Genomic DNA, 18,944 nt, shown 5'->3' with positions numbered 1-18,944 from the left:
ACCGCAAACCGCCGGGCGACGTCGCTGCACCTCCATGTCTCTCGACCATAAGGAGGGGGTGTGACGGCGAAAATTCTGTCGTTGTTCGCGGGCGTGCCAATAGACGCCCAAAAAAGCCGCGAGGCTTGATTGGCGGGACCCCGCGCGGTGCTAGCTTTGCTCTCTCGCACCCGAGAGGAACCCCACCAGCGGGGGAATCGAAGGTGCCGGAGATCGGCTTCTTCCCCAGGGGGGCACGGGTAACGGGGCGTGAGCCCTGCCGCCTCGTCTCCCAGCCGAGTTCTCCACAACTTGTGGAACAACTTGTGGATCTCGGACAGGTGGGAGGCACAAAGTCCAAGTGACGATGGTGAAGGAGCTGTGGACAACGTGTTCCGACGTCCTCAGGGCGGAGGTTTCCGATGCTGTATGGATGACCTGGTTCGCGGAGGTGCGACCCGAAGGACTGGAGGAGGGGAACCTGACCCTTTCAGCTCCAAGTTCCCTGGTCAGGGACCGTTTGGTCGAGAGGTACGTACCTCTGATCGGCCAGGCCGCCCAGCAGGCCTCCGGCGGGCCGCTCGAGGTCCAGATCGTGGTGCGACCGGCTCCCACCGGTGCCGATCGTCCTGTGGATATCAACGCAGTCACAACGGACTCCCAACACAGCCCCACCACAACTGAATTCCCTGCTGAGGGCGTACAAACGCAGCCTCCGGGCCACCATGTAGAAACACGGGGGGTGCCGGAGGTTCCCGCCGTGACCCGCGCTGACGGCCCGTCTTTGAACCCCAGATATACCTTCGAGGCGTTCGTCATCGGGGCGTCGAACCGCTTCGCCCACGCCGCGGCCCAGCGGGTAGCCGAAACGCCGGCGGAGAGCTACAACCCGCTCTTCATCTACGGCGACTCGGGGCTAGGCAAGACACACCTCCTGCACGCCATTGGGCATTACGTGGTCCAGAACTTCCCTGGCAAGCGGGTGCGCTATCTGTCCACCGAGACGTTCATGAACGACTTCGTCGACGCCATACGCACCAACGGCCAGACCACGTTCAAGCGCCGCTACCGGGAGTGCGACGTCCTGCTCGTAGACGACATCCAGTTCATGGAGGGCAAGGAGGGGCTCCAAGAGGAGTTCTTCCACACGTTCAACTGGCTCTACGAGGGATCGAAGCAGATCGTCCTGTCGTCCGACCGCCATCCGAGGTCGATCGCCACGCTGGAGGACCGGCTGCGCAGCCGATTCGAGTGGGGGCTGACGACGGACGTCCAGCCGCCCGAGCTAGAGACGCGCCTGGCGATCCTCCGGAAAAAGGCGGACGGGGAGCGCGTCCCGATCCCGGGGGACGTTCTGGAGCTCATCGCGACTCACGTCAGGGACAACATCCGCGAGTTGGAGGGCGCTCTCATCCGCGTCTCGGCCTTCGCGAGCCTCAACAGGGAGCCTCCCACCCTCGACGTCGCGGCCCGCGTCCTCTCCGACATCCTCGACGCGGACCGGCCACGCCAGATCACGCCGCAGCTGATCCTCGAGTCGACCGCGTCCGCGTTCGGCTTCTCGGTCGACGATCTGTGCGGCACCAGCCGGCGCCGTCCCTTGGTGAACGCCAGGCAGATCGGCATGTACCTGTTCAGGGAACTGACCGAGTACAGCTACCCCGCGATCGCGCGCGAGTTCGGTGGGCGCGACCACACAACCGTCATCCACGCTGTCGAGAAGGTTTCCCGCCTGATGAAGGAGAGGCGCCAGGTCTACGACGACGTGACCGAGCTGATCTACAACATCAAGGGCGGCAGCTAGATGGGTGGGGACCGGGCTGCGGAACGCTTGTGTCGGCGCGATGTGATTTCAGGGGACGGTGCTTCGACTCCCCACAGGGCATCCGTGGAGGGGTCCCAAGGCTGTGGGATCCTGGGGACGGTCCCAGGTGATCCCAATGGTCTCCGACCAGGACCGATGATGGTTTTTCCACAATCCACAGCCCCTATTACGGCTGCTACCAAAGAATTTCAATTCAAAGAAGAGAAGTAGGGAAGGCACTGCGGTGAAGTTGCGATGCGAACGTGATGTCCTGGTAGAAGCCCTGAGCACAGCGGGAAGGGCGGTGGCCGGCAGGAGCGGGGCGCTTCCGGTGCTAGGAGGAATCAGGCTTTCCGTTGTCGGCGACAAGTTGCAGGTGACCGGTACCGACCTGGATCTCACGATCACGGTGGAGGCGGCGGTGGGCGGGGGATCCGACGGGGTCGTCGTTGCTCCGGGCCGTCTGGTCACAGACATCGTGCGGGCACTGGAGCCTGGAGCGGTCAGCCTCGAATCCGATGATGAAGAGCTCAGGATCGCGTCCGGGCGTTCTCACTTCACCGTTCGGACCCATCCTTCCGACGATTTCCCGCGGCTTCCAGCACCTACTGGCGAGACTGTGACGTTGCCGGCATCGGGTCTGGCGGACGCGCTGAGACAGGTGACGCGCGCCGCATCAGGTGAAGATTCGCGGCCGATCCTGACCGGTGTGCTGATGGCCACGGAAGAGGGTGGGCTGCGGATGGTGGCTACCGACTCGTACAGGTTGGCGGTGCGCGACGTGCGCGGCCTGGGAGTGATTCCCGAAGGCCAGAAGGTACTGGTGCCGTCCCGCGCCTTAAACGAGTTGATGCGGCTTCTCGGTGGGGACGCGGGCGAGATCACACTGAGGCTGGGCGCCCATGATGCGACCTTCGGGTTGCCGGGGGTGTCTCTGACGACCCGGCTGATCGAGGGTGAGTTCCCCAACTACCGGCAGCTCATCCCGTCCAACTACCCGAACCGGTTGATCGTCGGGCGCGAAGCTCTGCTGGACGCCGTTCGGCGAGTGAAGCTGCTCGCACGTGACGCGACGACGCCCGTGCGGATCGCGCTGCGTCCCACCGGAATAGAGCTCACGGTCATCACGACCGACTGGGGAACCGCCACCGAGGATGTCGACGCCAAGTACGAGGGTGCGGAGATGACGGTCGCTTTCAACCCGAACTACCTGATCGACGGGGTGGAGGCGGTCACGGGAGACGAGGTGGTGCTCGACACCCTCGATGCGTTGAAGCCGGCCACGCTGCGGCCGACCGAGGGCGACGACTACCTGTACCTGTTGATGCCCGTCCGCGTGTCGTGAGTGTCGACGGTGCACGTCGACCGTCTGTGGCTGACGGATTTCCGCAGTTACACCGAAGCGGAGTTCTCGCCGGCCTCTGAGGGGCTGACGCTGGTCAGCGGGTCGAACGGGGAGGGCAAGACCAACCTGGTGGAGGCGATCGCCTATCTGGCGACGCTGAAGTCGTTTAGGGGCAGCCCCGGCGAGGTACTGGTGCGGGTAGCGCGCCCAGGCGAGCCTGCGGTGCAGCGCGCGATCGTGCGGGCTGAAGGTTCACGCGAGTCGCGCCGCGTGCTCGTCGAAGCGGAGGTCAACGTCGCGGGGCGCGATCGGGTCCAGGTCAACGGGCAACCATTGAAGCGTTCCCGGGATCTGCTCGGCTTCTTCCAGGTGACAGTGTTCTCACCGGACGACCTTTCGCTCGTCAAGGGTGGCCCCCAGGAGAGGCGCCAGTACCTCGACGACCTTCTCGTGGCTCTGCACCCCAGGCACGGCGACACGATCACCGAGGTGGAGCGGGTGCTCAAGCAGCGAAATGCCCTTTTGAAGTCCGCCGCTGCGGCCAGCCCGGTCCCGCGAGACGTCGAGGCGACCCTCGATGTGTGGGATTCGAAGCTTTCGTCCGCAGGAGAGAAACTGGCGTCGGTCCGGGATTCGCTGACCGGCGCGCTCGAGCCGTTGGCGGGCGAGGCCTACGCGCGGCTGGCGGCCGCCGTGTCGGAGCGGGGGAGGGACGCGATAAGGCTCAGGTACGAACGCAGCTGGCGCGGGCCGCTGGAGGACGCGTTGCGCGAAGCACGCCGGGACGACCTCAGGCGTGGGGTGACCACCGTCGGTCCTCACCGCGACGAGCTCGAGATGCGGGTAGGCGACTTTCCAGCGCGCACCCACGCGTCGCAGGGAGAGCAGCGGTCGCTGACGCTCGCCCTCCGTGTCGCGGGCCACCATCTCGTGACCGAGCGGATAGGAAGCTCCCCGATCCTGCTGCTGGACGATGTGTTTTCGGAGCTGGATGCCACGAGGTCGGAGTCGTTGTTGGCGTGTCTGCCGCGCGGGCAGGCGATCGTCACGACCGCAGGAGCCGTGCCGTCGGGTGCTGAGATCGCGGCGCGCTACCGGGTTGAGGGCGGGAAGCTGTTGCGGTGAGCACCTGGAAGCCGTCCGGGCCGGCGGAATGGGAGCGCGATCCGAAGCGCGTCGGGGAGTCTTTGGACCGGGTTACGGCGTCGATCGGCGGGCCGAAGGCCTCTACCCTGTCCGCGGTTTTCTCCGGGTGGGAGGAGTTGGTGGGCCCCGAGATCGCATCCCACGCGCGGCCGCGATCGCTGCGCGGCGGAGTGTTAGTGGTGGAGGTCGACGAGCCTGCGTGGGCGGCTCAACTCGGCTTCTTGGCGGCGCAACTGCTGACGAAGCTACAGGCCGAAGCGGGAACGGAAGAGCTCACCGAGATCCGCTTCCGTGTGGTGGGCGCCGGGGACGCGAAGGGGCGCCGGGGAAGTCGCTGAGAACCCCAAGAAATGGGTGTCGTTGGGCCGGAACCGACACCCCCCTCTGGTAAACTACAGCTATCGAATTTCGGGCTGCTGACCTGCGATTTTGCGCCTCGGCGGCCGGCGGCCCGATGTCCTGTCTACCCCCGCTGGAAAGGCCGCGTCCATGGTGATGCAAACGACCGTCGAAGAAGGGCAAAAGGACGCCCGCGCGGGCAGCTACAGCGCCCGCGACATGGCCGTCCTGGAGGGCCTCGAACCGGTCCGCAAGCGTCCCGGGATGTACATCGGCTCGACCGGCACCAGCGGCCTGCACCACCTCGTCTGGGAGGTCGTGGACAACTCGGTCGACGAGGCCATGGCGGGTTACTGCAACCGCATCGACGTCACCCTGACCGCCGACGGCGGGTGCCGGGTCATCGACAACGGGCGGGGCATCCCTACCGACATGCACCCGCAGCACAAGTTGACCGGTGTCGAGATCGCTCTCACGAAACTGCACGGCGGAGGCAAGTTCGGCGGCAGCGGTTACAAGGTCTCGGGCGGGCTCCACGGGGTCGGGGTATCCGTGGTCAACGCGCTGTCGACGAAGCTGATCGTCGAGGTGGACCGCGGCGGCAAGCACCACCGGATGGAGTTCGCCGACGGCGGCAAGCCGCAGACCAAGCTCGAGGTCACCGGTGACGCGCCTCGGGGCAGGACGGGGACGACGGTCGCGTTCTGGCCCGACGGCAGGATCTTCGACGAGACGGAGTTCCGTGCCCAGACCATCCTCGAGCGGCTTCAGGTCTACGCGTTCTTGAACGCAGGCCTCGAGATCCGGTTCAAGGACGAGCGCCCCGGCGCCGAGCCCGCGGAGACCATTTTCAAGTTCGCCGGCGGGATCATCGACTTCGTCAAGCATCTCAACGCCTCGAAGGACGCCCTATTCAAGAAGGTGTCGTACTACAAGGTGGCCGAGGAGGACGGCGAGGTCGAGGTGGCGCTCCAGTGGAACACCGGTTACTACGAAGGCATCCACGGCTTCGCCAACGGCATCGCCACGACCGAAGGTGGTACCCACGTCGAAGGTTTCAAGAAGGCACTGACCGCCGTGGTCAACAAGTATGCGCGCGCCGCGAGCCAACTGAAGGAGAAGGACGAGAACCTCCTGGGTGAGGACATACGCGAAGGTCTCACCGCGATAGTCTCGGTGAAGCTGCGGGATCCTCAGTTCGAGGGCCAGACCAAGGCGAAACTGGGCAACGTCCCCATGCGGTCGTTGGTCGAGCGCGCGACCAACGAGAAGCTCGCCGAATGGCTCGAGGAGAACCCGACCGAGGCGCGCCAGATGGTCACTAAGTCGGTACAGGCGTCGCGGGCGCGAATCGCAGCCCGCCAGGCGCGCGACGCGACGCGACGCAAGTCAGCTCTCGAAGGTGCCGGCATGCCGGAGAAGCTGCGTGACTGTGCCAGGGGGACGTCACCCGAAGACGCCGAGTTGTTCATCGTCGAGGGGGATTCAGCGGGTGGCTCGTCGACGCAGGCCCGCAACCCGGTAACCCAGGCGATCCTGCCGATCCGGGGCAAGATCCTCAACGTCGAGCGCGCCCGGCTCGACAAGATGTTGAAGAACAACGAGATCCAGGCGTTGATCGCCGCCATCGGAGCAGGTGTCGGCGAGGAGTTCGACGTCACCAAGGCCCGGTACCACAAGGTCTGCATCATGGCGGACGCAGACGTCGACGGAAGCCACATCCGCACGCTCCTGCTCACATTCTTCTTCCGCCAGATGCGGCCCCTCGTCGAGTCCGGTTACGTGTACATCTGCCAGCCGCCGCTGTACTCGACGGTGGTCGGCAAGGAGAAGATCTACCTGAAGGACGACGCGGCGAAGGCGGCGTTCATGGCAGAGCACCCGAACCACAAGAACGAGTTCAACCGGCTGAAGGGTTTGGGTGAGATGGACGCCGACGAGCTCGGCCCGACGACCATGGACGCCAGCACCCGGACTCTCCTACAGATATCGGTGGAGCAGGCAGCGATCGCGGACGAGGTGACCGCGATCCTGATGGGCGACGACGTCGAAATGCGCAAGCACTTCGTGCAGACCAAGGCCAAGGACGTGAGGTTCCTCGACATATGAGCGACGCGACATTGCCTCCAGACGGTGCGGGTGGCGACGGCGACGGAGCCATCGACGAGGATGACGGCGGCACCACCCTCGTAGGCATCGAGCCGATCGAGTTCCAGGAGGAGATGGAACGCTCCTACCTGGACTACGCGATGTCGGTCATCGTCTCGCGTGCATTGCCGGACGTGCGCGACGGGCTCAAGCCGGTGCACCGCCGGCTCCTGTACGGCATGCACGACATGGGCGCCAGACCGGACCGGCCGCACCTGAAGTGCGCGCGTGTCACCGGAGACGTGATGGGCCGCTACCACCCTCACGGGGACATGGCGCTCTACGACGCGCTCGTGCGGATGGCCCAGCCGTTCAGCCTGCGCCACCCCCTCGTCGACGGCCACGGGAACTTCGGGTCCCTCGACGACGGGCCGGCGGCGGCCCGCTACACGGAGTGCCGGCTCTCGCAGATCGCGACGCACATGCTGGAGGGGATCGACCAGGAGACGGTCGACTTCGAGGACAACTACTCGGGCGAGTACACCGTCCCAACCGTTCTACCGGCGAGGTTCCCCAACCTCCTCGTCAACGGCAGCCAGGGCATCGCCGTCGCCATGGCGACCAACATCCCTCCCCACAACCTGGGCGAGGTGATCGACGCCACGGTGCACCTAATCGACAACCCCGAGGCGACGCCCGAGGAGCTGATGCAGTTCGTCAAGGGTCCGGACTTCCCGACCGGCGGGTTCATCCTGGGCCGCCAGGGGATCATGGACGCCTACCGGACCGGGCGCGGGTCGGTGAAGATGCGCGCCAAGGCGGAGATCGTCGAGACCAAACGCGGCGGGACGAGCATTGTCGTCACGGAGCTGCCATACCAGGTGAGCCCGAGCGCTGTGCTCAGCCGGATCAAGGATCTCGTCGACGCGCGTGATCTCGACGGCATCCGGGACGCCAACGACTCCTCCGCCAAGGGCCTCACCCGCATCGAGATCGACCTGAAGCGCGACGCCAACGCCAACGTGGTGCTCAACAACCTGTACAAGCACACCCCGCTGCAGACGAGCTTCGGTGTGAACATGGTCGCCCTCGTCGACGGTGTCCCGCGGACCCTCAACCTGGTCCAGATCCTGCAGGCGTACGTTCGCCACCAGGTCGAGGTCATCCGCCGGCGATCGGAATTCCTGCTGCGCAAGGCACGCGAGCGTGCTCACATAGTCGAGGGCCTGATCAGGGCCCTCGACATGATCGATGCGATCATCGCGGCGATCCGCGGTTCGGAGGACCGGCAGGGAGCGATCGCCGCTCTCCAGGCGGAAGCGTTCGCGTTCAGCGAAGTGCAAGCGACGCACATCGTGGACATGCAGCTGCATCGCCTCACGCGCCTCGGGCGCGCCAACCTCGAAGAGGAGCTCGCCAGACTTCGCGAGACCATCGCGGAGCTCGAGGCCATCCTTTCCGACGATGCCAAGCTGCGCGGCGTCATCAAGACCGAGATCGGTGAAATCCGCGACAAGTTCGCCAATGCCCGCCGGGCCATCATCACCTACGACGAGGGTGAGATGTCCGCCGAGGACCTCATCACCGACGAGGAATTGGTTATCACCATGACCAAGGCGGGTTACGTGAAGGCCGTACAGGCCGGGTCATTTCGCACGCAGGGGCGCGGAGGCAGAGGTGTCCAAGGAGCGAGGCTCAAAGAAGAGGACCTCGTCACGAGCATCATCCACACCACGGCACACGCGTACCTGCTGTTCTTCTCCAATCGGGGGAAGGTGTACCGGCTGCGCGCTTTCGAGGTGCCGATCAAGGAGCGCACCGCTCGGGGCACCGCCATCGTCAACCTGCTTCCCTTGGCGGCGGACGAACGGATACAGGCTCTGATCGACACGCGCGAGTTCCCGTCCGACCGCTACCTGCTGTTCGCCACGAAGAACGGTCAGGTCAAGAAGACCACCTTCTCGGAGTACGACAAGTCCCGTCGCGAGGGTTTCATCGCCATCAACCTCAAGGAGGGAGACGAACTGGTCGGAGTCATCACCACGGGTGGTTCCGACGACCTGTTCATGGTCTCCCGGATGGGGATGGCGATCCGATTCCACGAGACCGACGTTCGGCCGATGGGGCGCGACGCCGCCGGCGTGAGGGGCATGAACCTTCGCCAAGGCGACGAGGTGGTTTCCATCGACCCGGCTCGTGACGAGACCAGCATCCTCATCGTGACCGACGCCGGCTACGGCAAACGCACCCAACTGCACCACTTCAACGCCCAGAACCGGGGAGGTCTCGGGGTGAGGGCGATCAAGCTGACCGAGAAGAAAGGTCGTGTTGTTTCGGCGTTTATGGTGGGACTCGACGACGAAATTATTGTCACTTCTTCGTCAGGCGTGATGGTTCGCATGGCAGTACGGGAAATATCAAGTCAAGGACGCGACGCGACCGGGGTGAGGGTGGTGACACTCGATCCAGGCCAAGTGGTGGCGTCCGTCGCACCAGTACTGGCTATGGAGGAAAGCGGCTGATGTCGGAGAACCCCGTCCGTTCGGAGAGTGAGTCGAGGGCGGGCGGGGGCTGGGGAGCCCCGCTGAAAGGTGATTTCGGGCCGGCGGATCTCCGCCGGCCCGGTCTTCTTTTCGACAGCCTGCTGGCCAGGGGCTCTCGCCGGGCGGGCCCTTCGTCGTTGGCAACGCCGCCGTTGGGGCCCCCAGTGGCCTGGCCCGACGGGATCTCGGCCCGTTCGGCGGCGGTCCCTGTGGGGGTGCCCGTCACGCCCCTGCGGCGGGCGCCGGGTCGCGGCCGGCCGGCGCCGGCGCCGGCTCCGCAGGTGCGGACCGTCACGCACCTCGACGTGAGAAGCGTCGCGAAAGTGTCGGCGGTGTTCTACACCATCGTGTTGATCGTGATGGTGGTTGCGTCGATCCTGCTGTGGGTCGTCGCCGACGCGGCGGGCGCTGTTCACTCGATCGACCACTCGGTTCAATCTCTGTTCGGCGTCAAACACTACGTACTGCATCCCGGGACCATCGCCATGTACTCGTGCGCTGCCGGCGCCGTCGTGGCCATGACCGGGACACTGCTCAACGTCCTAGCTGCCACCGTGTACAACCTCATCGCAGAGGTCGTCGGGGGCATCCGGTTGAAGGTTTCCGACAGCTGACCGGCCGGAAGTCCGTCTAGCCGGCCCGTGGTAAAAAGAGCCGCCACGCCTGGCTGAGCCCCCCTCCGATTGCCCAGGCGGTGGCGAGGAGACGCTGTGGGACATCTGGACGGCAAGATCGCGATCGTCACCGGAGCCGGGCGCGGCATCGGCAGGGGTGAGGCGCTGCTACTCGCGGCCGAGGGTGCGAGCATCGTCGTCAACGATCTCGGCACCGCGCTCGACGGTGGCGGGCGTGACTCCTCGGTGGCGCAGGCTGTGGTCGACGAGATCGTCTCGGCGGGCGGCAAGGCAGTCGCCAACGCAGACGACGTGTCCACGTTCGCCGGCGCCGGACGACTCGTGCAACAGGCCGTCGAATCCTTCGGGGACCTGAACATCCTCGTCAACAACGCCGGCTTCGTCCGCGACCGCATGAGCTTCAACATGAGCGAGGAAGACTTCGAGTCGGTGATCCTCGTCCACTTGAAGGGCCACTTCGCACCGGTGCGGTTTGCTGCGGCGCACTGGAGGACGAAGCACAAGGCTGGCGATCCGGTGTACGGGCGGGTGATCAACACGACCAGCGAGGCGGGACTGTGGGGGACGCCGGGCCAGGCGAACTACGCCGCAGCGAAGGGCGGGATCTACTCGATGACGCTGACCCTCGCCCGGGAGCTCGAGCGGTTCGGAGTGACCGTCAACGCCATCGCCCCACGCGCTCGCACCCGCATGACCGAGACGCTCGGAGGGGGATTCCTGGCCGGCGGGGAGGAGGGGACCTTCGACGACCTACACCCCGACAATGTCGCACCGGTCGTAGGGTGGCTCGCCAGCGACGCGGGCGCCGAGATCAGCGGGCAGGTGTTCGTCGTCACCGGCGGGCGGGTGCACCTCATCCAACCCTTGAGCGACGCCTCGGGCGTCAGCCGCGACAGTCGGTGGACGGTAGGAGATCTGGTCAAGGAGCAGGAGCGTCTGTTCGGTGAACGCCGCAAGGGGATCCCCGGCTTCGGGATCGGCTTTTAGGTAGCGCGCAGGAGGACACCGGGCCCGGAACTCAGGCCTTCCTCGTCGGCGGCGCCGTCGACGCGTATGGGCGTGCCGTTGACAAGCATGTGCGTCATCCCGGTGGGAGAGTCCGCGGTGAGACGCTCGCCGTTGGCGGGGAAGTCACGTACCCGCTTGAGGGGCCCCGGAGCGATGGTCTCCGGGTCGAAGACGCATATGTCCGCAGCCTTGCCGACCTCGATGGTCCCCCGGTCAGCCAATTCGTAGACGGCCGCGGGCTCTCCGGTGAGCTTGTGAATGGCCCGCTCGAGCGGCATCACGCTCCGCTCGCGGACCCAGTTGCCGAGCAGGTCGGTCGCGAAGCACGCATCGCAGAGCTGCGACACGTGGGCCCCCGAGTCGGCCAGGCCCAGCAGGACGTGGTCGCGGGGGAGCAGCCAGGCGATGCCTTCAGGGTCGTCGTTGGCCAGAACCGACCAGAAGCGGCTCCTCAGGTCGTCGCCGAGGGATATGTCGAGCACGACGTCGAGCGGCGTGCATCCCCATTCCTCCGCCACCTCCATGACCTTGCGCGACACCATGTCGGGCCGCGAGTCAGACTCGGCCACCGACAGCGCCTTCCAGTTGAAAGGCAGCTTCCCGCCGCCCTCGCCGCTCAGCTCAGACCAGGCGGAAGCGCGCCACGACGGGTCCCGGTAGGCGGCGGTGCGCTCCTCGTGCGACATCCCCATCAGGGCCGCGAACGACGGGCGCATGTTGAGCGTGAACGGCTCCTCCAGGTTCATCTGGAACACGAGCGGGCGGCAGGACACCTGCGGCCACACCTCGGCGCCGGACTCCCACGCGGCCTCGTGCTCGCGGATGACCTTCTCGTGGTAGGGGTAACCCTGAACGGTCAGCAGCGCCGTCCAGGTGAACGGCCGGCCGATCTCCTTCTGCAACTCGAAGACCTGCTCGTGGCGGATCACTCCCCCCGGCAGCAGCGCCACGACACCCTTGCCCGCTTGGCGTACCGGCTGCAGGAGCGCCCGCAGCTCCTCCAGGTCCGCCACACGCGACGGTACCGGGCGCCCCTTGTCGCCGTTGTGGGTGGGCGACGCGCTGCTCGCGAAGCCCATCGCCCCGGCGGCGACCGACTCGGCGACGATCTCGCTCATGCGGTCGAGCTCCTCAGGGGTGGCAGGCCGCTCGTATGCGTCCTCTCCCATCACGTACAGGCGCACAGCAGTGTGGCCTACGTAGCAGCCGTAGTTGAGGGCTGGCCGGCGCTTCTCGACAGCGTCGAGGTACTGGGGGAAGGTTTCGAAGCCGTCCCAGGGCACGCCGGCCTGCAACGTGTCGAAGCTCATGTCCTCGACGTGCTGGAGGGTTCGCGCCAGCAGCGCGACGCCGTCACTTCTAACCGGTGCTATGGAGAAGCCGCAGTTGCCGGCGACGACGGTCGTGACGCCGTGGAACGACGAGGGGGTGAGCCACGGATCCCAGAACACCTGGGCGTCGTAGTGGGTGTGGATGTCGATGAAACCGGGGCTGACCACCTGGCCCGATGCGTCCAGCTCCCTGTTGCCGCTGAGTCCCTCTCCGACCGCGACGATCTTCCCCCTGGCGACGCCCACATCGGCCTTCCTGCCGGGCGAACCCGTCCCGTCGATGACCGTCCCTCCACGCACGACCACATCAAAATCTGACACGCTCGTCATACTACGGTGACCACGGAGGTGCTGCTACCGGCATGGGGCTCGACACGACCGTCATAGGGAAGGTGAGCGCCCGCAGGGTGGTGGCCGTGGAGCGGGCTCCGGTGTCCGTTTTCGCGAGAGCGGTCAAGGACCAGAGCAGGATCTACCAGGACCAGCGAGAGGCCCAGGCGGCAGGTTTCGCTTCGATCCCGGCTCCGCCGACATTCCCGTTCGCCATGCCTTACTGGGGGGAGTACCCCGAACTGCAGGAAGGCCTGGAGCCGGTGGCGTCGAACCCGATGTGGGAGGTCATGGGCAAGCTCGGTCCCGGGCTCATCCTGCACGGTGAGCAGGAGTTCGAGTACGCCCGGCCCGTCATGGTCGGCGACGTGCTCGAGGCGCAAGACGTGATCTCGGATCTCTACCAGCGCGAGACGGACACCCACGTCATGACGTTCCTGGTCACCGAGACCAGGTGGACCGTGAAGGGCAGCGGTGAGCCGGTGGTCACCGCCCGGTTCAACCTCGTGCACCGGGCGAGGAAACCGGCCGGCTAGAGAGGTCCTGCGGACCTGTCTAGGACGCGAGGCGCAGGGGCAAGGCCAGGGTCGCCTCGCCGGCGACCTTCACCTCCCCTTGCTTGTTGGCGAGGCTGCACTCGACGTCGACGAGGCCCCTCCCTTCCTCCTTACGTTTGGCTGTGACCCTGACGCTGGTCTCGAACTCCTCGCCAGGCCACGTCTGCTTCACGAAGCGGACCTTGTACCGCACCACGCTGCCGACCCCCGACCAGTTGGTCATCGCCGTTGCGAGCAGACCTGCGGAGAACATGCCATGGCCAAACACGCTGGGCATGCCGGCCTCCTTCGCCGCGACCTCGTCGGTGTGCATCGGGTTGAAGTCCCCGGATGCGCCGGCGTACTCGATCAGATCACCGCGCGTGAGCGTGTGGGTGAGCACCGGGGCCGCGTCGCCCATGGTCACGTCCTCGAAGCACAACACGCCGAGATCGTAGGTTGAGCATGAGTGACAGTCCTCAACCACGCCGACATCTGCGGGGCGTGACCGGTCAGGTCGGAGGGGGCTTCACCCCGAACAACTCGCAGGCGTTGCCGTAAGTCACCTTGCGGATCACCTCGTCCGGTAGGTGGCCGAAGTTGGCCTTGACCGCTTCGTAGCTCGACGGCCAGGTCGAGTCGGCGTGCGGGTAGTCGCTCTCGACCATGATGTGGTCGGCACCCATCCGCTGGATGACCGCGTCGACGCTGCTTGGGTCGTCGATGGTGCAGAACCAGAAGTTCCGCGCCAGGATCTCGCTGGGGCGCAGGTCGCCCTTCCACGAACGACTCTCGGTCCCCGACGCCGAATGGGCCAGGACGTAGTCGGCTCGGTCGGCGAGCATCGCGACCCAGCCGATGCCGCCCTCCGACATCGCTATCTGCAGCCCTGGGAAGCGCATGCACACACGGGACCACAGCCAGTCGGTTGCCGCCACGAGGCTGCTGGCGGGGAACAGCGTCGGGTACAGCTCGAACGGAGGATCGGGCGAAGGCAGGGGCGCCCACCCGGATGAGCCTGTGTGCAGGCAGAGCACCGTGCCGGTCTCCTCGCAGGCCGCCAGGAATGGATCCCAGTAGCGCGAGTGGAGCGACGGAAGCCCGAGCTTCGACGGGAGCTCCGCAAAACTGACTGCCTTGAAGCCCCGCTCAGCGTTGCGGCGGACCTCGTCGGCCGCGATGGCGGCATCTTTGAGCCACGTGAGTTGCAGTGGGATGATCCGGCCCGGGTAGGTGCCGGCCCACACGTCCAGGTGCCAGTCGTTCCACGCGCGCACGCATGCCAGGCCGAGCTCGGGATCCTTGCTGTTGGAGAACACCGCGCCGCAGAAGCCCGCTATCAGCGACGGGAAACACACCGAGGACCAGATGCCGCCGGCGTCCATGTCTTTGACGCGCTCGTGGATGTCGAAACAGCCGGGACGCATCTCGTCGAAGCGCGCCGGTTCCATGCTCCACTCGTCACGTGGGCGGCCCGCGACCGCATTGAGCCCGACGTTGGCGTAGAGATTGTCCTCGTAGACCCAAGCCTGGCGCCCGTCCTCGAATTCGACGATCCGCGGCGCCCGGTCCACGAGTGCGGACGGCATGAGGCCTTCGAACAGGTCCGGTGGCTCGATGAGGTGGTCGTCGACGGAAACGATCATGGAGTCGCCAGAAGCCATCGACCACGATCGTAGACCGCCGCGCACTGAACCTGACATAGACGTCAGGGATTAGAGTTCGCCTGTGCCTTCTGATGTCGGGGTAGAGGCGCCGGCGACGATCGCTCACCACGTAGTGGCGCGAGGCGACGACCCGTCCCCGGGACTGATATTCGAGGGGAGGACCTGGTCGTGGGCCGAGGTCGTCGCCGAGTCCGTGACCCGGTCCGCGATGCTGCGGTCCCTGTGCCGTCCAGGTCCGTTCCACGTGGGGGTGCTGCTGGAGAACCTGCCGGAGTACGTCTTCCTGCTCCTGGGATCGGCCCTGTGCGGGACAACGGTCGTGGGTGTCAACCCGACCAGGCGGGGTGAGGAGTTGGCGGGCGATGTCAGGCACACCGATTGCCAGATTGTGGTCACAGACGAAGGCGGCTCGAAGCTCCTTGCCGGCATGGACCTCGGTTCAGCCAATGGGCGCGTACTCGTCGCCGGGTCGCGCGAATACGACGACCTGCTGAGCGCCAGCGCCTCCGGTGGGGCTCCCGTGGAGCGACCCGGACCGGGTGACCTATACCTCCTCGTCTTCACGGCCGGTTCGACCGGTGCCCCCAAGGCTGTCCGCGTGTCGCAGGGGCGCGCGGCGCGCACAGCGGCCGACTCCGCCCGAGCGTTCCGGCCCGACGACGTCCTCTACTGCGCGATGCCGCTATTCCACGGCAACGCGCTGCTGGCGAACCTTTTTCCGGCGCTGATCACCGGTGCTTCGGTGGTGTTGAGGCGGCGCTTCTCGGCGTCGTCTTTTGGCCCGGACATCCGCTACCACGGGTGCACCTTCTTCAACTACGTGGGTCGGGCGCTGTCGTACATCGTCGCGGTTCCGGAGGCTCCAGAGGACAGGGACAACAAGCTCAAGTGGGCTCTCGGTTCGGAGGCCTCACCGCAGAACATCGCGGAGTTCACCCGCCGTTTTCATTGCCCGGTCTTCGAGGGTTACGGGTCCAGCGAGAACGCGGTGGTCATCGTGCCCGCTCCGGGAATGCCCCGCGGCGCCATGGGCAAGGCAAAGCCCGGAACGGATGTGGCCGTCGTGGACCCTGCGACCGGCGCCGAGTGCGCGCCGGCTGTCGTCGACGAGCAAGGTCGACTGCTCAACCCGGACGAGGCGATCGGGGAAATCGTTGGTCGCGACACGGCTGATCGATTTGAGGGCTACTACAACAACCCGGAGGCCGAGGCGGCCCGCACGCGCGACGGCTGGTACTGGACAGGTGACCTCGGGTACCGCGACGCGGAGTCTTTCATCTACTTCGCGGGCCGGACCGCCGACTGGTTGAGAGTCGACGGCGAGAACTTCTCCGCCGGCAGCGTCGAGCGGGTCCTCAACCGCTACCCGTGGACCACCGGCGCAGCGGTCTTCGGCGTGCCCGACCCGGTCAGCGGAGACCAGGTGATGGCAGCGCTTGAGACGGAGGGCACTGGCAGGTTCGACGCCGGCGACTTCGCGACGTTTCTGTCCGAGCAGCCCGACCTGGGTACGAAGTGGGCGCCTCGTTTTGTGCGGTTGGTTGCCCGCTTGCCCACGACCGGGTCAGGCAAGTTGGACAAGTCTCCCTTGCGGGCCCGAGCGTGGTGCGTGGACGACCCGGTGTGGTGGCGCCCGGGCCGGGAACTCGAGTACCGGTTGCTCGACGACGCCGATGCGGCGGTGCTGCGAGAGTCGTTTGTGGCGGCTGGGCGCGAGCGCTTCCTGCCCGCGGCGCCCTCGCGCTAGACCTTTCGCCTGACACCGCCGAACAGGCCTACGTGCAGGATCGAGGCGAGGTTGTCGATGAGCGCCTCGCGCTCGACCGGCACCATGCGCACCACCGCGTAGAAACTCACCCGCTCGACCATCGACACCATCGCGAGCGCCGCGAGGTTCGGGTCGCTGACGACCGAGCGATCGGACTCCTGCACCCGCAGGACCAGCTGGTCGATGAACCTGCGAAGAACCTTCGTTCCCATCGCGGCCAGCTCTGCGTTCTGGGCGTTCGCTTCAATCCAGGCCCGGATCACGGGGTGATAGTGCTCGTAGATCCCGTAGAACTCGTCAAGCCACTCGCGGAGCACTTCGTAGCCCGACTTCGACGGCTTGATCGGTGGGAGGGATTCGGCGAGCTCGCGCATCGCCTCCGTCACATCCGCGACGAGCGCGAGGAAGAGGTCCTCCTTGTTGCGGAAATACAGGTAGAACGTCCCGTGCGACGTCTCGGCGACCTTGACGATGTCGTCGACGCGGGCGGCGTGGTAGCCGCGCTCGTCGAAAACGGTGATCGCTGCTTCCAGCAGACGACGGAGGGTCTCCCGACCTTGCCTGCGAAGCTGGCGGTTCTGGGCGGGCGCTCCCCCCGCAGCGGTGGACGGTGCCCGGCGGGCCTTGTTCACTCTCGGGATCGTCGGAGGTTACTGCCCGGCTACTGACCGGCCCCAGCCAGAAGCTTCTCGGCGAGCGTCAGGAGCGCGCGCCGGTCGACCTTCTGGCTGACGAGCCAGGGCACCTGCTCGTCGGTGATGAACAGGACGTGCGCTGGCACCTTGTAGGAGGACAGCTCTCCCTTCAGATGGGCACGGATCGCTTCGGAGTCGCGGGCCCCACCGCCGCCCGCCGAACGCGACGGCACCAGGAGCGCCACCACGACCTGGCCCTTCACCGGATCGGGCACCCCGACGACGAATGCGAGCTTCACGTCGTCATAGGCGATCAGGCAACGCTCGACCTCGGCAGGGGCGACATTGGAACCGCCGGTCTTGATGAGGTCCGTCTGTCGACCGGTGAAGAAGAACCACCCGTCACGGAAATAGCCGCGATCGCCCGTGTGGTACCACCCGTCGGCGTCGAAGACCTCCGACCGCTCGTGCTTGTAAAGACCGAGCATCAGGCTGTAACCGCGGACGAGGACTTCTCCTTCCTCGCCCTCGGGAAGGTCGCGGCCGCTGTCGGCGTCAACGATCCGGTGCTGCGTGCCCGGAACCTCGTGCCCGAATGCACCCCGGTAGCGCTCGGGGACCCCGGTCACCTCCTCGCCGCGTGTCCAGAAGGTGTGCGGGCCGCAGGTCTCGGACATGCCGAGGGAGCTGACGGCCAGGCCCGGGTCCGGGGGGCGCCGGTCGAGCGGCATCGCCTCGTAGAGCGACGTGGGTGTGCGCAGCGAACTCAGGTCAGTGTTGGGGAAGTCCGGATGCTCGCACAGCGTCTTGGAGATGCCGGGCCACGCGGAAACGTTGGTGACTCGCTCGTCCTGGAACATCTTCAACGCGGCGCCGGGCTCGAACACCGCTTGGGTCAGGAAGCATCCTCCGGCCACCAACGCTCGGAGCAAGCTGAACTCGAACCCACCCACCCAGCAAAGCGGCATGGGAGTCCATATGCGCGACGCCTCGTCGATACCCGAGAGGGCAGCGAGGTTGAACGCGTGCCGCACGGAACCGCCGTGGCTGTGAATCACTCCTTTGGGTTCACCCGTCGACCCTGAGGTGTAGGTGACAAAGAGCTCGTCACCCGGCGCGACGTCTTCTCCGAGGGCGTCTATGAGGCCGAGGGCGCGCGTGTCGGAGGCCGACTCGATCGCCGCTCCCACACCGGGCTCGGCCCAGGGCCGGGCCGGGTCTACCTCTCCCCAGAGCAGGATCCGGCGGAGCTGCGGGAAGTCCTGCAACCACAGTGGCCCGGGTCCCTGGTGGTGCTGCAGGTCGGGAGCGAGGGTCTCGAGCCTGGCGAGGTAGTCGTGCTGGAGGAACCCCCCGACAGTGACGAGGTACTGCACGTCCGCGTGCCTGAGGAAGCGACCCAACTCGGGTGCCTTGTAGAAGGTGTTGACCGGGATCGTCACAGCACCGACCCGGGCAGCGGCGGCCCACGTGAGCACCCACTCGATGCCGTTGGGAAAGAGGATGCCGACGCGGCTCCCCTTCGACACGCCAGCTTGCACGAGAAAGGCTGCGAGCCTGCGGGACTGCTCGTCCAGGTCGGCGAACGTGAGGCGGGCGTCGGGGGTGACGACGCAGTCATGATCCCCGAATCGCCGGCGCCCGGCTTCGAGGAACCTCGGGACCGTCGCCGGGAAGTCAGGGAAGTGGGGCTCCAGCAGGAGCGGATCGAGCACACCCGTGTCGCGCGTTTCTTCCATCCACATCTCCCGCTCGACTGGCTCGTGGGGCCGGCGCTAGATTCGGCTCTC

15 protein-coding genes are annotated in these 18,944 nt (G+C 66.2%); 10 read left to right on the top strand and 5 right to left on the bottom strand.

Translation table 11 applies throughout. The features are described from left to right. Positions 1–346: 346 nt before the first annotated feature. The 8 genes from dnaA (at position 347) to VNF71_03950 (ending at position 10,866) form a co-directional block, all read left to right on the top strand. Positions 347–1,783 (top strand): chromosomal replication initiator protein DnaA, encoded by a 1,437-nt coding sequence (gene dnaA, locus VNF71_03985; GenBank protein HVA73705.1) that lies wholly within the window; start codon positions 347–349, stop codon positions 1,781–1,783. Positions 1,784–2,027: 244 nt separating this feature from the next. Next, a complete protein-coding gene (gene dnaN, locus VNF71_03980; GenBank protein ID HVA73704.1) occupies positions 2,028–3,128 on the top strand; it encodes a DNA polymerase III subunit beta in 1,101 nt (366 codons plus the stop codon). Positions 3,129–3,137: 9 nt separating this feature from the next. After that, positions 3,138–4,253, top strand: coding sequence for a DNA replication/repair protein RecF (locus tag VNF71_03975; GenBank protein ID HVA73703.1), 1,116 nt, complete (start codon positions 3,138–3,140; stop codon positions 4,251–4,253). Then, the gene (locus VNF71_03970; GenBank protein ID HVA73702.1) at positions 4,250–4,612 is read left to right on the top strand and encodes a DUF721 domain-containing protein; all 363 of its coding nucleotides are present in this window, start codon (positions 4,250–4,252) and stop codon (positions 4,610–4,612) included. Before VNF71_03975 ends, VNF71_03970 begins: the two co-directional genes overlap by 4 nt. Positions 4,613–4,763: 151 nt before the next feature. Beyond that, the gene (locus VNF71_03965) at positions 4,764–6,722 is read left to right on the top strand and encodes a DNA gyrase subunit B (GenBank protein HVA73701.1); all 1,959 of its coding nucleotides are present in this window, start codon (positions 4,764–4,766) and stop codon (positions 6,720–6,722) included. Continuing rightward, positions 6,719–9,223, top strand: a complete 2,505-nt coding sequence (gyrA, locus tag VNF71_03960) for a DNA gyrase subunit A (GenBank protein HVA73700.1) — start codon at positions 6,719–6,721, stop codon at positions 9,221–9,223. The genes VNF71_03965 and gyrA overlap by 4 nt, the downstream gene beginning before the upstream one ends. After that, on the top strand, positions 9,223–9,858 hold the full coding sequence (locus VNF71_03955) for a DUF3566 domain-containing protein (protein ID HVA73699.1): 636 nt from the start codon (positions 9,223–9,225) through the stop codon (positions 9,856–9,858). Before gyrA ends, VNF71_03955 begins: the two co-directional genes overlap by 1 nt. A 96-nt stretch (positions 9,859–9,954) precedes the next feature. Further along, positions 9,955–10,866: an SDR family oxidoreductase gene (locus VNF71_03950; GenBank protein ID HVA73698.1), complete on the top strand. Its 912-nt coding sequence runs from the start codon at positions 9,955–9,957 to the stop codon at positions 10,864–10,866. Here VNF71_03950 and VNF71_03945 read toward each other — a convergent pair. After that, a complete protein-coding gene (locus VNF71_03945) occupies positions 10,863–12,539 on the bottom strand; it encodes an amidohydrolase family protein (protein HVA73697.1) in 1,677 nt (558 codons plus the stop codon). The genes VNF71_03950 and VNF71_03945 overlap by 4 nt on opposite strands. Before the next feature lie 41 nt (positions 12,540–12,580). Between VNF71_03945 and VNF71_03940 the strand changes: the two genes are divergently transcribed. Continuing rightward, positions 12,581–13,084 carry a MaoC family dehydratase N-terminal domain-containing protein gene (locus VNF71_03940; protein HVA73696.1) on the top strand — a complete coding sequence of 168 codons (504 nt, stop codon included), beginning with the start codon at positions 12,581–12,583 and terminating at the stop codon, positions 13,082–13,084. Positions 13,085–13,103: 19 nt separating this feature from the next. On the opposite strand, the gene VNF71_03935 is transcribed toward VNF71_03940, so the two are convergent. Together VNF71_03935 and VNF71_03930 are read right to left on the bottom strand one after the other, a co-directional pair. Continuing rightward, positions 13,104–13,529: a MaoC/PaaZ C-terminal domain-containing protein gene (locus VNF71_03935; protein HVA73695.1), complete on the bottom strand. Its 426-nt coding sequence runs from the start codon at positions 13,527–13,529 to the stop codon at positions 13,104–13,106. 67 nt (positions 13,530–13,596) lie between these two features. Beyond that, positions 13,597–14,748 carry an amidohydrolase family protein gene (locus VNF71_03930; protein HVA73694.1) on the bottom strand — a complete coding sequence of 384 codons (1,152 nt, stop codon included), beginning with the start codon at positions 14,746–14,748 and terminating at the stop codon, positions 13,597–13,599. Between the two features lie 64 nt (positions 14,749–14,812). On the opposite strand from VNF71_03930, the gene VNF71_03925 reads away from it, so the two are divergent. Beyond that, positions 14,813–16,498, top strand: a complete 1,686-nt coding sequence (locus tag VNF71_03925) for an AMP-binding protein (GenBank protein HVA73693.1) — start codon at positions 14,813–14,815, stop codon at positions 16,496–16,498. On the opposite strand, the gene VNF71_03920 is transcribed toward VNF71_03925, so the two are convergent. Further along, positions 16,495–17,151, bottom strand: coding sequence for a TetR/AcrR family transcriptional regulator (locus VNF71_03920; protein ID HVA73692.1), 657 nt, complete (start codon positions 17,149–17,151; stop codon positions 16,495–16,497). The genes VNF71_03925 and VNF71_03920 overlap by 4 nt on opposite strands. Before the next feature lie 29 nt (positions 17,152–17,180). Next, positions 17,181–18,893: a class I adenylate-forming enzyme family protein gene (locus VNF71_03915; protein ID HVA73691.1), complete on the bottom strand. Its 1,713-nt coding sequence runs from the start codon at positions 18,891–18,893 to the stop codon at positions 17,181–17,183. Between the last annotated feature and the right edge of the window lie 51 nt (positions 18,894–18,944).

The organism is Acidimicrobiales bacterium, from assembly GCA_035533095.1.
Classification (GTDB): domain Bacteria; phylum Actinomycetota; class Acidimicrobiia; order Acidimicrobiales; family Palsa-688; genus DATLUM01.
The sequence above is the reverse complement of the archived record's forward strand: the minus strand, read 5'-3'. Positions and strand labels throughout refer to the sequence as shown.

Coding starts and splice junctions, on each gene's coding strand:
- dnaA (HVA73705.1), top strand. CDS start 347: ATGGTGAAGGAGCTGTGGACAACGTGTTCCGACGTCCTCAGGGCGGAG.
- VNF71_03965 (HVA73701.1), top strand. CDS start 4,764: ATGGTGATGCAAACGACCGTCGAAGAAGGGCAAAAGGACGCCCGCGCG.
- gyrA (HVA73700.1), top strand. CDS start 6,719: ATGAGCGACGCGACATTGCCTCCAGACGGTGCGGGTGGCGACGGCGAC.
- VNF71_03955 (HVA73699.1), top strand. CDS start 9,223: ATGTCGGAGAACCCCGTCCGTTCGGAGAGTGAGTCGAGGGCGGGCGGG.
- VNF71_03940 (HVA73696.1), top strand. CDS start 12,581: ATGGGGCTCGACACGACCGTCATAGGGAAGGTGAGCGCCCGCAGGGTG.
- VNF71_03930 (HVA73694.1), bottom strand. CDS start 14,748: ATGGCTTCTGGCGACTCCATGATCGTTTCCGTCGACGACCACCTCATC.
- VNF71_03915 (HVA73691.1), bottom strand. CDS start 18,893: ATGGAAGAAACGCGCGACACGGGTGTGCTCGATCCGCTCCTGCTGGAG.